The organism is Sporosarcina luteola, from assembly GCF_023715585.1.
Taxonomy (GTDB): domain Bacteria; phylum Bacillota; class Bacilli; order Bacillales_A; family Planococcaceae; genus Sporosarcina; species Sporosarcina luteola_D.
Window position 1 is genome coordinate 49,068 of sequence record NZ_JAMBOK010000001.1, and the last position, 15,477, is coordinate 64,544.

14 protein-coding genes are annotated in these 15,477 nt (G+C 45.4%); 8 read left to right on the plus strand and 6 right to left on the minus strand.

Annotated elements, in window-relative coordinates; translation table 11 throughout:
- Positions 1 to 37 precede the first annotated feature (37 nt).
- On the plus strand, positions 38 to 1,366 hold the full coding sequence (argH, locus tag M3193_RS00355; RefSeq protein ID WP_251623624.1) for an argininosuccinate lyase: 1,329 nt from the start codon (positions 38 to 40) through the stop codon (positions 1,364 to 1,366).
- A 213-nt stretch (positions 1,367 to 1,579) separates the two neighbouring features.
- Here the strand turns inward: argH and M3193_RS00360 are convergent, their stop codons facing one another.
- The 4 genes from M3193_RS00360 to M3193_RS00375 form a co-directional block, all read right to left on the minus strand.
- Positions 1,580 to 3,139, minus strand: a complete 1,560-nt coding sequence (locus M3193_RS00360; protein WP_251623625.1) for a YndJ family protein — start codon at positions 3,137 to 3,139, stop codon at positions 1,580 to 1,582.
- Positions 3,132 to 3,740 (minus strand): DUF4166 domain-containing protein, encoded by a 609-nt coding sequence (locus tag M3193_RS00365; RefSeq protein ID WP_251623626.1) that lies wholly within the window; start codon positions 3,738 to 3,740, stop codon positions 3,132 to 3,134. The genes M3193_RS00360 and M3193_RS00365 overlap by 8 nt, the downstream gene beginning before the upstream one ends.
- Before the next feature lie 8 nt (positions 3,741 to 3,748).
- A complete protein-coding gene (locus tag M3193_RS00370; RefSeq protein WP_353056352.1) occupies positions 3,749 to 4,810 on the minus strand; it encodes a DoxX-like family protein in 1,062 nt (353 codons plus the stop codon).
- 97 nt (positions 4,811 to 4,907) lie between these two features.
- Positions 4,908 to 5,687 (minus strand): enoyl-ACP reductase FabI, encoded by a 780-nt coding sequence (locus M3193_RS00375; protein ID WP_251623627.1) that lies wholly within the window; start codon positions 5,685 to 5,687, stop codon positions 4,908 to 4,910.
- Positions 5,688 to 5,886: 199 nt separating this feature from the next.
- Between M3193_RS00375 and argC the strand changes: the two genes are divergently transcribed.
- The 7 genes from argC (at position 5,887) to M3193_RS00410 (ending at position 12,911) form a co-directional block, all read left to right on the plus strand.
- The gene (gene argC / locus M3193_RS00380; RefSeq protein ID WP_251623628.1) at positions 5,887 to 6,921 is read left to right on the plus strand and encodes an N-acetyl-gamma-glutamyl-phosphate reductase; all 1,035 of its coding nucleotides are present in this window, start codon (positions 5,887 to 5,889) and stop codon (positions 6,919 to 6,921) included.
- Between the two features lie 15 nt (positions 6,922 to 6,936).
- Positions 6,937 to 8,163 (plus strand): bifunctional ornithine acetyltransferase/N-acetylglutamate synthase, encoded by a 1,227-nt coding sequence (gene argJ / locus M3193_RS00385; protein ID WP_251623629.1) that lies wholly within the window; start codon positions 6,937 to 6,939, stop codon positions 8,161 to 8,163.
- On the plus strand, positions 8,126 to 8,905 hold the full coding sequence (gene argB / locus M3193_RS00390) for an acetylglutamate kinase (RefSeq protein WP_251623631.1): 780 nt from the start codon (positions 8,126 to 8,128) through the stop codon (positions 8,903 to 8,905). The genes argJ and argB overlap by 38 nt, the downstream gene beginning before the upstream one ends.
- 2 nt (positions 8,906 to 8,907) lie before the next feature.
- Entirely contained in the window at positions 8,908 to 10,047 is a 1,140-nt protein-coding gene (locus tag M3193_RS00395; RefSeq protein ID WP_251627101.1) for an acetylornithine transaminase, read from the plus strand.
- 197 nt (positions 10,048 to 10,244) lie between these two features.
- Positions 10,245 to 11,468 (plus strand): CynX/NimT family MFS transporter, encoded by a 1,224-nt coding sequence (locus tag M3193_RS00400; RefSeq protein WP_251623633.1) that lies wholly within the window; start codon positions 10,245 to 10,247, stop codon positions 11,466 to 11,468.
- Between the two features lie 62 nt (positions 11,469 to 11,530).
- Positions 11,531 to 12,454, plus strand: a complete 924-nt coding sequence (locus M3193_RS00405; protein WP_251623635.1) for a copper amine oxidase N-terminal domain-containing protein — start codon at positions 11,531 to 11,533, stop codon at positions 12,452 to 12,454.
- Between the two features lie 157 nt (positions 12,455 to 12,611).
- Positions 12,612 to 12,911, plus strand: coding sequence for a hypothetical protein (locus tag M3193_RS00410; RefSeq protein WP_251623636.1), 300 nt, complete (start codon positions 12,612 to 12,614; stop codon positions 12,909 to 12,911).
- Between the two features lie 205 nt (positions 12,912 to 13,116).
- Here the strand turns inward: M3193_RS00410 and nspC are convergent, their stop codons facing one another.
- Together nspC and M3193_RS00420 are read right to left on the minus strand one after the other, a co-directional pair.
- The gene (gene nspC, locus M3193_RS00415; RefSeq protein ID WP_251623637.1) at positions 13,117 to 14,259 is read right to left on the minus strand and encodes a carboxynorspermidine decarboxylase; all 1,143 of its coding nucleotides are present in this window, start codon (positions 14,257 to 14,259) and stop codon (positions 13,117 to 13,119) included.
- A gap of 17 nt (positions 14,260 to 14,276) precedes the next feature.
- Positions 14,277 to 15,476, minus strand: a complete 1,200-nt coding sequence (locus M3193_RS00420; RefSeq protein WP_251623638.1) for a saccharopine dehydrogenase family protein — start codon at positions 15,474 to 15,476, stop codon at positions 14,277 to 14,279.
- Between the last annotated feature and the right edge of the window lies 1 nt (position 15,477).

A 15,477-nucleotide genomic window follows, 5' to 3' on the forward strand; every position in this document is an offset into this window, starting at 1 on the left:
AAAATGAATAAAAATACATACGAGAGGTTGATACGTTATGAAACTTTGGGGAGGCCGTTTCACAAGCCGTGCTGATGAAATTATGGAGCAGTTCAATACTTCATTACCGGTAGACTATCGATTATATAAAGAAGATATTACAGGGAGCCTTGCGCATGTTACGATGCTCGTCCATACAGATCTGCTGACACCTGAAGAAGGGGATTTGCTCGTTCAAGGCTTGGAATCCATCTTGCATGATATCGACAATGGCGAACTTGTCATCGAAGGCGATTACGAAGACATCCATTCATTTGTGGAGATGCATTTGACGGAACGAATCGGGGAAACGGGGAAGAAGCTCCATACTGCACGCAGTCGAAACGACCAAGTGGCGGTCGATATGCGCCTGTATGCTAAGAATAAAGCGGTCGAAGTGATGGACGGCTTGCAGACTCTGATCGATTCCTTGCATGTAAAAGCTGCAGCGAATAACGTCATCATGCCTGGATATACACATTTGCAGCGAGCTCAAGTCGTCACATTCGGCCATCATTTGGGAGCCTATGAGCAAATGTTCAAGCGGGATAAAAAACGTGTCGGCAATGCACTTGAGCTGCTCGATGAAAACCCGCTAGGCTGCGGAGCGCTTGCCGGGACGACCCATAATATCGACAGAAACGTGACGACAACACTATTAGGCTTTTCGAAGCCGGTCGATAATTTTCTCGATGGTGTGAGCGACCGGGATTATATGCTGGAACTCATGTCGGATTTCTCCATTATCATGATGCACTTGAGCCGTTTAAGCGAAGAGTTGATTTTATGGAGTAGCCAGGAATTTAAATTTATCTCGATGGCAGATGCGTACTCCACGGGCAGCAGCATCATGCCCCAGAAGAAAAACCCGGACGCAGCGGAACTCATTCGAGGCAAAACCGGAAGAGTATACGGCTCCTTGTTCGCCTTATTGACGACATTGAAAGGTTTGCCTCTGACATACAATAAGGACATGCAGGAGGATAAAGAGCAGTTTTTTGACGCGCTCGACACCGTCCTTGATTGTATGGAAATCATGTCTAAGATGATCGACACATTGACAGTGAATGCAGACAATATGAAAGCGGCCATCAAAGCGGGCTTTCTGAATGCAACGGAAGTGGCAGATTACTTGGTAGCGAAAGGAACACCTTTCCGCGACGCCCATGAAATCGTTGGGAAGATCATCATTTATTGCGAAGCGGAGAAGAAAGCGATCGAGGATTTGACTGTGCAGGAGCTTGCTGAGTTCAGTGGGAAAATCGAAGATGACATTTACGACTATATTGACTATGAAAACATTTTGACGAAAGGGAATAAGGGGTTAATGAGGGAAGTGGGGGAGTAATCTAATCTGTCGAAAGGCCAAGCGCCCATAATAGTCGGTTTCGCGCTCATAAAAACCGATTTGCGCTCAAAAATCTTGCTATGCGCTCATAAATTCCAATAAGCGCTCATAAATGCAAATTCGCGCTCATAATCAGCCGTCCTGCGCTCAACAACAGCTATTTTGCGCTCATAACAACAGAAAGCCAGAGGGGAATTCCTCTGGCTTTTCTCATTACGTCTGGATTCTATAATGAATCGTTAAAAACGGTATCGAAAAAATCCACATTTCATGCTTTGCGGTCAGCGAGCCTTCTGCCGTTTCACTCACAACAAAATTTTCCTCAAACGGAAGTCTAAAATACTTTCCGAATTTCGATGTTAAATAGATTCCTGCGTCTGAATCTGGACAAGTTTTCTTGCTCGTCAACTGCAAGTCATCTCCATGCTCAATCAGCTCCAAGACGCCAGTCATCGTAGAAAAAGGCAACGGCAATGCGATGTTCATGAACACATTGCCTTTATCCGATTGATGATGGGAATAAAGGGCGGTGAATGCATATTGTTCATCCACTTTCCGCAGCCAAGCGCGGACATCTTCCCGTCCATCCAAGCCGTCATGTAACGTTAGAATATCGCCCGTCATTTCAACCTCATTCCGATGGAGCGGCAAATTGATCTGCTCCGTTTTCCTGCTGATGAATGAATAAAGATAGGCAAATGGTTTAAACCAGGCATGCCAATGAACGGTAGCAAATAACCGGTAGTCAATCGTATTTTCATAAAAATCGATAATACGAGGCGAAACCTTGGTTATTCCATATAGTTTCATATCATCGACAAGTCCACGATGTTTTCCAGGAGTCCCAAGCTGTTCAGCACGCTTTTTTCCTCTAACCAGGCTAATTGGGAAGCTCGGTTCTTTAGTAGCAGAAATCGGAACGGACAACGACCACCCGACAATGCCGAATAGCGCAAAGACAATGCAATTCAAGACGCCATGAAAACGAAGCATGAAATCGATTGTAATGGAAGTGAGACCGAAACCATTTCCTAGCACGTAAAGGAGCGAGAATAAAATCGTCAGACCAAGTGATGTGAATGAAGAGACGACTAACCATTTTTGCACCCGGTTCGGAAAGCGAATGCGCCATGCGATGCCAATCATTCCTACTAATCCAACGATATAAAGAAGAACAGAAAACAACTCGATCCACCGAGAAAAGGTTATGCCGATTGCAACGACCATCGGTGCAGCCAATAATAGTCCTGTGTAAAACGAATAGGACCGCGGTTTATACAACCTCCCTAGAAGTCCAATGAAAATAGGCAACAGAAATGCCGAGTAGTGGAAATGAATGCCTGTTAGCCATGTCAATAACGGAGTGAAGCCCGTATCGATTTCCGCAACGTAAGCAAAATACCATCCGCCGCCAAGTGCTAGGTATATCATGCCCAGATCGATTGAGAACTCCTCGAGATTTGTGAATCCACGATGTGAAAAGCGATACAATCCATAAATTGCGATGCAGACAGTGAACGCCAAATAGATGAATGCAGGGATGGCGGACCAATCAGGCTTCAGTATTTGAATACATGCAATTGATACATAGGCAGGGAGTGCAAAATAATAATAGCGCTTCGAAAACCAATCTCCGCGATTCATCACAAAACGAAGAGCTATTGGTACATAAGCGATTTGTGCAATCGTCAGCAGTAAATAGGGCCACTGGTCTTTGCTGAAAACAGCGATGATCATAAACAAAAGCAAGTGAATAAGTACGAAGTTACGCATCCTGCACAAACTCCCCTTCATAGGAAAAGACATGGCCAATCAACGGATTCCGTACGATTACGTTTATACGATAAATCGCATCCGCTTCATCGTAACGTTCTGTCACCGTCGCTAAACCATGGAAGAGTTTAGGTAGCTGCAATTCTACTTTACCGAGGACGAGACGTTGATTCAATGAATGGATTGTCAGTGAACCATCATCCGAAACGTCGAAAGCCAAATCGGAATAGATTAGTGAAGGCTCACCAAGATAATCTTTGATGACAATGCGTTTTTCGTCCAAGCTCATCAACGCATTGAAATAGCGCTTTGTCGAACCGAAATGAAAGATGCGCTCCCAATGGATTTGACTTTCGCCATTGGAGCCAAGATAGGCTGTATTTTTGATCGAAAAAGGAATGTTTTTTCCTCGTTCTGGGAAAAGCAGTTTCCATTTGACACCGATCTTAAAAAGGGGATATAACCACTTAGGGCCTCCTTTAATTTCCTTCATAGTACCCGTCGCTTCAAAAACACTGCCATCTGCAAGGTCATAACGTTTTTGCAGCATCGGATGCAAACGTTTGAAATTTTCTCCGAGAACCGTTCTATAAATCGACACTTGTACATTCACCTTTTCCTTTTACAACTTTTTGCTGTTGGGACGTCTTCACTCGTACAATAACCGATAAGAGATAGAACAAATAATGACAGATTGAATGTCACTGGGTTGAAAGGGTGGAAGGCCGCTTCAGGGGCCGCAATGATCGCAGCGATAGTGAGCAACGGAAATACTGCTAGCTGCAAGGCGAATAAATGCTTTTTTCTCTTATAGACAAGCCAGAGAACTCCGAACAGCACTTCGGCAATTCCGATAACGATCATAACTGCAGTTAGCTTTGAATCCTCCAATGGTAGAGCACCTGCCAACATCCGTCTCTCCTCAGGATGGCTTCCGATAATTTTTGGAATAAGTCCATGATAGATCCATATGAAAGAAAACAGGATGGCAAGCCCATATGTCGAGAAAAAGCGGAAGTATTGGGAACGGGGAGATTCCCCTTTCTCAAGCCATCTTTTCAACACATCGAAACTGAGGGCGGTGCCCCATCCGATGATCGGGCGGAAGATGAATGCATCAAACACATTGCCGAATGAACCGAAATTCGAATTATAATCATATTGCGTCAAAAACTTCGTCTCTTTTTGCCGGGGCTCATATTTCCAGTAGCCTTTTCCTTCCTTAATTGGCGACAACCATTGATCAGTCCCGAAATGAAGGGAGGAAGACCGTGTGCCATCTTCTTTATTGAATGTTCCTGTACTTTTCCCCCAGCCTTCAACGGTGAAAAGGGAAGTGACGCTCCGTTTATACGTGAACATTTGCGGCTCATCATCTTTTTTCGGCAAATAGGTGATGGAGGAGAACCGCAAATCCCATTGCGAATGCAAGTCCGGATCTTGTGAAGCATTCCACACATTGTCAATACTCGAGTCTATATTAATTTCAACGTAAATAGGCTTCTTTTTCATCAGTTTCACCTCATAGCCATGACGATTTTGGAAAAGAAATGTTGCCGAACCGTCGTGGGAATAGTTATCGATCAATTTCACAAATTTATCGTTCATTTCACGATAGTTATCGATCAATCTGACGTAGTTATCGATCAGTTTCCAACAGTTATCGGTCACATTCCTAAACTTATCGTCATTTCGGGACTAATGACTCATCGTTTTCCTGCATCGCCCGAAATGAAAGCAAAAAAAAGGAGCCGCTAAGCTCCTTTTTTCATCCCATTATATTGTAGCCGCCATCGACGTAAATGATCTCGCCAGTTACACCGCTTGAAAGATCGCTTAACATTGCAATCGACATCTTCGCGACTTCTTCATTTGTAATATTTCGTCTTAACGGAGCTTTTTCTTCGATTTGCCCCAAAATCGTGTTGAAGGAAGGAACGCCTTTCGCGGAAAGGGTACGGACAGCGCCTGCTGAAATCGCGTTTACGCGGATTGCTTCTTTTCCTAAATCATTAGCCAAATATTTGACGGATGCTTCAAGCGCAGCCTTTGCAACACCCATGACATTGTATCCGTCGAGCACCCGTTCAGCACCTAAATAGCTCATCGTGATGATCGAGCCGCCTTCTGTCATGAAGCGACGCGCTTCTCTAGCAGTTGCAACGAGGGAATATGCGCTCGAATCTTGAGCGAATGCATAACCGCTCCGTGTTGTTTCTACAAAATCATTGCGTAGATCTTCTGCATGCGCAAATGCGATCGAGTGGACGATTCCGTGGATTGTACCGAGCGTTTCGCCGATCAATGTAAATGCATGTTGAATGCTTTCATCTTCATTCACATCACATTGGACGATCATTTTCGGTTCCAGTCCATTGCTTTCTAATGCTTTCTCGAGCTTGGCAAGGGATCGTTCTTTACGGTACGTGAAAATAACATTCGCCCCGACTTCAAAAAGGGATTTCGCTACCCCCCACGCGATGCTTCGCTCGTTTGCAACACCCATAACGACAATATTCTTTCCTTTAAGCTTCAATAAATCTTCCATAGTGGCCTCCTCAATCGGTAGAAAACTATTACCTAATATTAGTACCTGATAATAACACTAGTATAGCATATTCTCCTTTAATTCAAAACTCCAATCACGAATCGGTGAATAATAAATCACAACATAATTTATAATAATACAGTTGACTTTATATTTATGCATACGTATACTATTCCTAACGATAAAAGGGGTGGGGGACATGAAGATAGGAATCATTGGAGCTACCGGGTATGGCGGGCTTGAATTGATTCGATTGCTGCACAATCATCCGGAAGTGGAAAAAATCGATTTATTCACATCATCAGATGAGGGGACATCGTTTTCCGCCAAATTTCCACATGTTACAAACCTGTATGATCAGCCTCTTCTGAAAATCGATCTTGCACAGTTGAAGAGTTATGATGTGCTGTTTGCGAGTACCCCGGCGGGAGTGACGAGCCATTTACTGCCACCGCTCATCGGCAGTGGACCAAAACTGATCGATTTGTCCGGAGACTTCCGTTTAAAAGATACAGCGGAGTATGAGCAATGGTATAAAAAGACTCCTGCACCGGCTGAAGCGATCGAGCTAAGCGCCTACGGATTGACGGAATGGAATTACGAAACGATTAAAAACGCGCAGCTCATCGCGAACCCAGGCTGCTATCCGACGGCGGTGCTTCTTTCTTTATTGCCATTACTAAAAGAGAGACTGATAGATCCCTCGGCACTTATCATCGATGCGAAAAGCGGAGTATCGGGAGCCGGAAATACACCTGGGCAGATGACGCATTTCAGTGAGACAAATGAAAACTTATCGATCTATAAAATACACGAGCATCAGCATATCCCCGAAATCGAACAAGGGATTGCCCAGTTCAGCAATATAAAAGTTCCAGTGACGTTCACAACTCACCTCGTTCCGATGACGAGGGGGATAATGACTACTAGCTATGCACCAGTGAATGCCGGCGTCACGGAAGACCAGCTTGTCAACTGTTTGAGAGAAACCTATGAGGGCCGGCCTTTTGTGAGGATTATGAATGACTCGAAGAAATTTTGCACGAAGCAAGTGGCTGGTTCCAACTTCTGTGATATTCACGTGAAAGTGGATCCGAGGACGAACCGGGCTACGATCGTTTCCGTAATCGATAACTTGGTGAAGGGGGCTGCCGGGCAGGCGGTCCAAAATATGAATGTGCAATTCGGATTGGATGAAACGACAGGATTGACGCAAGTTCCATTATTCATTTAAAGAGGAGGAGTTGGTATGGTGGTAGCTGTTCAACAATTGAAACCCGTATCAGGCAAAAATATAGCAACACCTAAAGGGTTCAAAGCGGTCGGCATCCATTGCGGACTGAAGCACAAGAAATATGATTTGGCGGTATTGCTCAGCGACGTCCCAGCGAGTGTGGCAGGTGTTTTTACAACGAACGCCATCCAGGCAGCCCCTCTTGTAGTGACGAAGGAAGTTGTGCACCAAAATGGGAAGATGCAGGCGGTCATCGTCAATTCAGGCAATGCGAATGCATGCACCGGGAAACAGGGCATGATCGATGCGCTCCTGATGCAGGAGAAGACGGCCGAGCAATTCGGCATCACTCCGGACTTGGTAGGAGTGGCGTCGACAGGCGTTATTGGCGAGAAATTGAATATGCAGCCTTTGCTGAAAGGAATCGAACAACTGAATCCGACGAACACGCTAGAAGGGTCCATTCAGTTTTCTCAAGCAATCTTGACGACGGATACGGTCACGAAGAACACTGCCTACCGAACTGAAGTGGATGGCAAGGAAGTCATCGTCGCGGGAACGGCGAAAGGTTCAGGGATGATTGAACCGAATATGGCAACGATGCTCGGCTTCATTACGACGGATGCGAAAATCGACTCTGTCCATTTACAGGAAGCGTTGAAGTCCGTGACGGATGTGACATTCAACTCGATTACGGTCGATGGGGATACATCCACGAACGACATGGTCCTCGTACTGGCGAACGGTATGGCGGACAATCAACCATTATCTCCTGCGCATCCCGACTGGGACTCCTTCATCCAGACGTTGCATGCGGTTGCACAAGACCTCGCAAAAATGATTGCAAAGGATGGAGAAGGGGCGACAAAGCTCATCGAAGTGGAAGTGGATGGAGCTGTCACAGACGCAGAAGCGAGGAAAATCGCAAAGACAGTCGTCGGGTCTCCACTTGTCAAAACGGCTGTATTCGGTTGTGATGCGAACTGGGGGAGGGTCATTGCAGCGGTCGGGTATAGCGGCGCGTCCGTCGATCCTCTAGGAATTACAATAAAGATCGGTGACACACCAGTCGTCAAGGACGGCGAGCCGGTCATCTTCTCGGAAGAGCAGCTGCTGCTATATTTAAAACAGCCCGAAGTGAAGATCTACGTCGGTTTGAATAAAGGAAATGGCCACGGCATAGCATGGGGGTGCGATTTGACATATGACTACGTCCAAATCAATGCTTCTTACCGATCGTAAACGGATTGTCATTAAGCTCGGGGGCAGTATGCTCGAGGGGTTGCAAAACGGTTTTTTTAAGAAATTCCATGAGATGAAAAGTGAAGGCTATGAAATTGTCATCGTCCATGGGGGCGGGCCTTCCATCAATACAGCATTACGGAAGAATGCAATTGCGTCGAATATCGACAATGGCATTCGGGTCACGTGCGATCAATCCATAGCCATCGTGAGGGATGTCTTGATCGGTGAAGTGAATCCCTCACTCGTCCATCAGTTAAATCGTGAAGGCATCGATGCAATCGGACTGAGTGGATTTGACGGAAAACTATTGATATGTACATTGCTCGATAAAGAACGATATGGCTTTGTCGGTGACATACAGGATGTGAATGATCGTCTGCTTAAAAAATTACTAGCCGCAGGAATTGTCCCGGTCGTATCTTGTATCGGTGCAACAGAATGCGGTGAACCACTCAATATCAATGCGGATACAGTTGCTAGCAAAATTGCACTGGCGATTGGCGCTTCAAGCCTCCTGTTTGTGACGGACACACCAGGAATAAAGATTGGAAATGAAATTCAAACGGTAGTCTCGCCAGGTGAAATCGCGAACTGGATTGAGGCAGGGGATATATACGGTGGAATGATTCCGAAAGTGATTGCTGCAATCGCCTGCTTGGATGCCGGCGTGCCATCCGTGCAAATTGCAGATCAGCATTTGGCAGGCACAACAATCGGAGTTGAGGAGGTCATCATTTGAGTATGTTATTTAATAATTATGCACGGCGACCGGTGCATCTAGTTAAAGGCGAGGGGACTGTCGTAGAAGATGCAGATGGCAAGAATTACCTTGATTTTACTAGCGGCATAGCTGTCGTCAGTCTAGGTCACGCCCACCCTGCAATCGTCAATGCGATTCAAGTTCAAAGCGAAAAACTGTGGCATGTATCGAATTTATTCGAAAGCCCCGAGCAGGAAAAGCTTGCTGCTTCATTAATGAAAGATACACACTTCTCCCATGCTTTCTTCTGCAACAGCGGAGCGGAGGCGAATGAAGCAGCCATCAAACTTGCAAGAAAGCATACGGGCAAATCGACGATCATCACTTTCGGCCAATCGTTCCATGGACGTACATTCGGAGCGATGGCGGCGACTGGCCAGGAGAAGATCAAGCAAGGATTCGGACCGATGCTTGAAACGTTCAAGACGGTGCCGTTCAATGACCCGGCAGCTCTGGAAGCGGTTATGGATGATGATGTGGCGGCGATCATGCTTGAAGTGATCCAAGGGGAAGGTGGAATCCACGCAGTGACTCCCGAGTTCGCTGCTGTTATTTCCGACAATTGCAATTCGAAGGGGATTTTATGCATTGTGGATGAAGTACAGACCGGCATCGGAAGAACCGGCACGCGCTATGCCTACGAGCAGAATGGTTTAAAACCTGACATTATGACACTCGCCAAAGGATTGGGCGGGGGCTTCCCGATTGGGGCGATGCTCGGAACCGGTGAACTATTCGATACATTCGGACCGGGGACGCATGGCACCACATTCGGAGGGAACCCGCTCGCAGTCGCAGTTGCGCAGACAGTAGTGGATTTTGTTTTCGAGGAAGGGTTTTTGAAAGAAGTCAATGAAAAGTCAGCTGCTTTGATTCGGAAATTGAAAGAGAGCCTGCCGCCTGATCGATTTGACATCAGGGGACAAGGGTTGCTTATCGGCATTGATTGCAAGAGAGACGTTGCCTCTTTCATCCGCCAAGCGGAAGAAGCGGGACTGCTCGTCGTGCAAGCAGGTACCGATGTAATTCGCTTGTTGCCGCCTTTGACTGTCACTGAAGAGGAAATCGATCAGGCAGTCGACGTATTGACGTCAATCTTGCTCGTGCCGACAACTATATAAGATAAACAAAACGGATCTCATGATTGGTGAGGTCCGTTTTGCGTTGTTCTATTCGTGTTACGGAGGGGTCCAATAGTACCAAAATGAGCAAAACTGCCTCGAACTCGCGCAAAACCTATCCCTCACACCACCTCTTTAGAAAGATCTCCCATTATGATATGCTCGAATGGCATTTATAACGAAAGGAAGACCGCCACATGAAGCCCGAAGAAAATTACAGTTATCCTAAGAAGATAGGCTTTGAAAAGAATACATTTTTATTAATTATCGGCATCATTTTCATCGCTTCAACGTTGCGTTCACCGTTGACATCCGTAGGCCCGATTATCGGCCCGATACGGGACGGGCTTGGAATGTCGAATGTACTGGCAGGCTTCTTGACGACAATCCCACTATTGGCATTCGCCTTCATATCGCCAATTGCCCCTAAACTATCAAAGAGATTGGGTATGGAATTGACTCTATTCCTTTCTCTATGTTTATTGACGGTCGGCATTATAATTCGTTCGGCCGGATCCATATTGTTTTTAGTCGCTGGGACTTTCCTGATCGGCGTTGCTATCGCGTTCGGAAATGTGTTACTGCCAGCGTTGTTAAAATTGAGCTTTCCATTACATATTGGGGTAATGACCGGAATCTACTCGGTTGCCATGAATATTTCAGCGACAACCGCTTCTGGCATCAGCGCACCGATTGTTATTCATACAGGATATGGTTGGCAAGGTGCATTAGCAATCTGGGCTGCCTTGTCCTTTCTTGCATTGCTATTATGGTTGCCCCAAATGAAAAACAAAATCTCCTTGCAACCGCAAATTAAAAAATCTTCGGTGGAGAAGCCAGTTGTCTTATGGCGTTCACCGATTGCTTGGGCAGTCACATTTTTCATGGGACTGCAGTCGCTGCTATTCTATTGTACAGCTGCATGGCTGCCTGAAATACTCATATCTGAAGGAATGACAGCTGAGAAAGCGGGCTGGATGTTTTCCTTTTTACAATTATCACAGTTGCCGATGACCTTCATCATTCCAGTTCTGGCAGGCAGATTGAAGGATCAGAGGATAATCGTAGTTGGCATAGCGGCTTTATATTTAATCGGTTATGGGGGTGTCCTCGCAGGGGGATTATCTTGGACGCCATTATGGATGGCTGCAATCGGAATTGCCGGCGGTGCTTCCTTTGGACTTGCGATGATGTTTTTCACACTGCGGACGGAGACCCATACTGAGGCCGCAGAGTTATCGGGAATGGCCCAATCATCTGGTTATCTGCTTGCAGCTATCGGCCCTGTGCTTTTTGGGTTTCTTCATGATGCGACAGATTCTTGGAAAAGTCCGTTGTTGATTTTTATGATAGCTTCACTGCTCTTCCTTATTTTCGGATTGAAAGCCGGACGAGATGAAAAGGTGACTGTATTTAATTAATGTAACTTTTACCAATACACTCCGTCTGATTCATTGAATACCGAATTAAGGAGAGAGAGATTATGAAAAAACTTGGAGCAGTTGCATTAACCGCATTATTGGCAGGCAGTGCTTTGTATCCTTATGCAGTTCAGGCGAACGAGGATATGATTCAGTTGAAAAATGAAGAAGTGAAGGATGCTTCGGATTATGTGAGAGCGCCAGGGGTTATTACGAAAATCGAGGACAGTGAAAATGAACGGATGGTAACTGTTGAAAACGATCAAGGGCTCATTACAATTTTCCGCATTCAAGACAAGACACTTCTATTCAATAGCGGTACGGCAAATGACATGAAGCCGGCCGACTTGAAAAAAGACATGAAAGTGGAAGCATATTACGATAAAAACAAGCCAATGATCTTGATCTATCCAGCACAAATAACGCCGGAAATCTTCTTCGTCATCGATGAAGAAAAACCGGGCAACGTAAAAGTCGGCAAATTCGATGAAGACTTCCTCAGCGTGGATAAAGAATTGAAGCTGAACATAGGGGAAGAAACGAAAATCGTAAACCAAGAGGGCGATAAAATTAAAAAGGCTGACTTGAAAGGCAAAGAATTGGTCGTTTTTTATTCCATCACGACGAGAAGCTTGCCGCCACAAACGCCACCCACGAAAATCATCGCATTACATCCGTTGAGCGATGAAGGAACTCCAGGTGTTCCGATCACTGTTTTAACGATAATTGATACCGACCATTACATGAAAGATGGCGTAAAGATGATTCCATTGCGAAAAGTTGCGGAAGAGCTAAGTTACGTTGTGCGCTCCCAGTCGAATGGGGCACTTCTGACAAAAGGGAATGTCTCTATCACAATCACTCGCGGTGAGAAAATGTACGGTTACAATAAAAGCCTTCAACAATTCGCGATTGCGCCTGAGTTGATTGGCGGCAATAAAACATACGTATCTGAAGATATCCTTGAATTGCTTGGTAATCAATAAAACCACGAGGTCCGGAAACTGCTTACAGAAGCGGAGCTCCGGGCTTTTTTATGGTGGTAAACAGGGTAATCAATATTGTACACACTTCTTTGAGAACTAGCTCATACACTAAAATATGATGGGGTTACGCACTCACCCGAAAAAGGAAGTGTCTAATTTGCATAAGAGGAATAATAATGGAAATGTCAATCCGTCGTATACCCTAAACGACCTATTAAAGGGAAAAGATTTGGAAATCATCGCAGCATCACTTCTGTTATTGGGCAAGTTGAAAGTGGATTCTGTACTCCTTTATCGAAATAGCCCAACTGTTTCGGTGACATTAATCGGCGCTTTCCAGAATGACTCGAAGAATAGTAATAAAATGGCGGATTTCTTAAACGAAAATGGAGACATAACAATCGATGAAATTTTTGATGGGATTCAAAAACGCATGAATAGAGAACAGGGGAGATAATAATGAGTGATACGAAGAGTTTCTCAGGGAATTCATTCATAAACATAGTTATATTAATTGTCTTATTGCTATTAATCATCTTTGGTTCGACTGATATTCAAGGATTCACTTATGCACCTCAGAAAGCATAAACAACTAGTATCATCGGAATATTTGATATCCGATGATACTAGTTGTGATAGTTAAAGATGACAAACCAATCGGATTAAGACAAACGTTCTTTAAAATCCTCATAACCAAATTCCTTGATGATTTTCGGACCATCTGCAACCGTGTTTAATACAATCGCAGGTAACTCCATGCCGTTGAATGTGTTGTTCTTCACCATTGAATAATGGGCCATGTCACAGAAGACAAGCCTATCGCCGGCCGTTAACGGCTGATCAAACGAGTAATCTCCGATGACATCCCCCGCTAGGCAGGTAGGTCCGCCAAACCGATATGTGAAGGCTTTCTCGTTCGGCAGTCCAGCACCGATGATTTCTGGGCGGTACGGCATTTCCAGAACGTCCGGCATATGGCAGGAAGCCGAAGTGTCCAAAATGGCAAGCGGCATTCCGTTATGCAACGTATCCAACACAGTCGTTACGAGGAAACCGGTGTTCAATGCGATCGCTTCGCCTGGTTCCAAATACACATCAAGTCCATATTTCTCTTTCATGAAAAGAATCGATTCGACGAGTGTCTCAACATCATAGTCGGGACGGGTAATATGGTGGCCGCCGCCGAAATTGATCCATTTCATATCTTTCAAGTACTTGCCGAACTTTTCATCAACGACTTGAATCGTCCGGGCGAGTGTGTCGGAATTCTGCTCGCACATCGTATGGAAATGCAAGCCGCTGATTCCTTCGAGCTCTTCAGGTTCAAAATGCTCAAGCGTCACGCCGAATCGTGAAAAAGTGAAGCAGGGATTATACATATCAACTTCAATTTCCGAGTACTCGGGATTGATCCGAATGCCGCATTCAATATGCTTTGGATAGTTTTTTACTTTATCCCTGAAACGTCTCCATTGGTCAAACGAGTTGAACACAAGATGATCGGAGTACGACAGGATTTCTTCAAAATCAGCTTCTGAAAAGGCAGGGGAGTACGTATGAACCTCTTTCCCCATCTCTTCATATCCTAATTTCGCTTCCAATAAGCCACTTGAGGTCACTCCGTTCAAATATTGTCCGATGAGCGGATAGACGGAGAACATCGAAAACCCTTTTTGGGCCAATAAAATTTTGCAGCCTGTCCGGTCAATGATCGACTTGAGCAGTTCCAAGTTTTTAATTAGTAGCCCTTCATCGACTACATACGAAGGGGAGGGGACTGCGTGTGGATCGAAATTCAACTTCATTTGTTGCTTGCCTCCTATCAATCGATCAGCTCTGGGTTGAAATCTTCCTGCCAAGGCAGACCGTATTCGTTCAATGCTTCCATGAATGGATCCGGATTGAACTCTTCGACGTTATAAACGCCAGGTTTTTTCCATTCGCCTTTCAAGAAGAGCATTGCGCCGATCATTGCCGGCACGCCTGTCGTGTAGGAAATTGCTTGGGAACCGACTTCGCGGTAGCATTCCTGGTGGTCAGAAACGTTATAGACGTAATACGTTTTTTCTTCTCCATCTTTCGTTCCTTGGAAGATACAACCGATATTTGTTTTTCCTTTTGTGCGCGGTCCGAGGGAAGCTGGGTCAGGAAGAACAGCTTTTAGGAACTGCAACGGAACAATTTGTTGGCCTTCAAATTCGATTGGTTCAATCGACGTCATGCCGACATTCTCAAGCACTTTCAAATGCGTCAAGTATTTTTCAGAGAACGTCATCCAGAAACGGATTTTCTGGATTCCTTTAATGTTTTGTGCGAGTGACTCCAACTCTTCGTGATAGAGAAGGTATACATCTTTAGGGCCGATTTCCGGCAGGTCGTATACGCGTTTTTCGGATAGTGGCGGTGTTTCGACGAACTCGCCGTTCTCCCAATAGCGGCCGTTCGCCGTTATCTCACGGATGTTGATCTCCGGGTTGAAGTTCGTTGCGAATGGATAGCCGTGGTCTCCAGCGTTCGCGTCGACAATATCAATCTGATGGATTTCGTCAAAATAGTGCTTCTGCGCATAAGCAGAGAAAACGCCCGTTACACCTGGGTCGAAGCCGCAGCCTAGGATTGCAGTTAGACCTGCTTCCTCGAATTTTTCGCGGTATGCCCATTGCCATTTATATTCGAATTTCGCCGTATCAAGTGGCTCATAGTTTGCTGTATCCAAATAGTTGACGCCCGTTGCAAGGCACGCATCCATAATCGTCAAGTCCTGGTAAGGCAATGCGACGTTGATGACGATGTCCGGCTTGAAGCTGTTGATCAGTTCAACCAATTCTTCGACATTGTCCGCGTCGACTTGCGCTGTCTGGATTTTTGTGCGGCCGCCGTCAAGCTTTTCCTTTAACGCATCACATTTCGATTTTGTACGGCTCGCGATGCATATTTCTTCAAACACGTCAGGTACTTGTACACATTTATGCACAACAACACTAGCTACTCCACCTGCTCCAATGATTAACGCTTTACCCAAT

Bases quoted from the DNA above. Each gene is read 5' to 3' on its own strand.
- M3193_RS00395 (WP_251627101.1), top strand. From the start codon at position 8,908: ATGTTATTTAATAATTATGCACGGCGACCGGTGCATCTAGTTAAAGGC.
- M3193_RS00360 (WP_251623625.1), bottom strand. From the start codon at position 3,139: ATGCGTAACTTCGTACTTATTCACTTGCTTTTGTTTATGATCATCGCT.
- nspC (WP_251623637.1), bottom strand. From the start codon at position 14,259: ATGAAGTTGAATTTCGATCCACACGCAGTCCCCTCCCCTTCGTATGTA.
- M3193_RS00405 (WP_251623635.1), top strand. From the start codon at position 11,531: ATGAAAAAACTTGGAGCAGTTGCATTAACCGCATTATTGGCAGGCAGT.
- argH (WP_251623624.1), top strand. From the start codon at position 38: ATGAAACTTTGGGGAGGCCGTTTCACAAGCCGTGCTGATGAAATTATG.
- argC (WP_251623628.1), top strand. From the start codon at position 5,887: ATGAAGATAGGAATCATTGGAGCTACCGGGTATGGCGGGCTTGAATTG.
- M3193_RS00400 (WP_251623633.1), top strand. From the start codon at position 10,245: ATGAAGCCCGAAGAAAATTACAGTTATCCTAAGAAGATAGGCTTTGAA.
- M3193_RS00375 (WP_251623627.1), bottom strand. From the start codon at position 5,687: ATGGAAGATTTATTGAAGCTTAAAGGAAAGAATATTGTCGTTATGGGT.
- argB (WP_251623631.1), top strand. From the start codon at position 8,126: ATGACTACGTCCAAATCAATGCTTCTTACCGATCGTAAACGGATTGTC.
- argJ (WP_251623629.1), top strand. From the start codon at position 6,937: ATGGTGGTAGCTGTTCAACAATTGAAACCCGTATCAGGCAAAAATATA.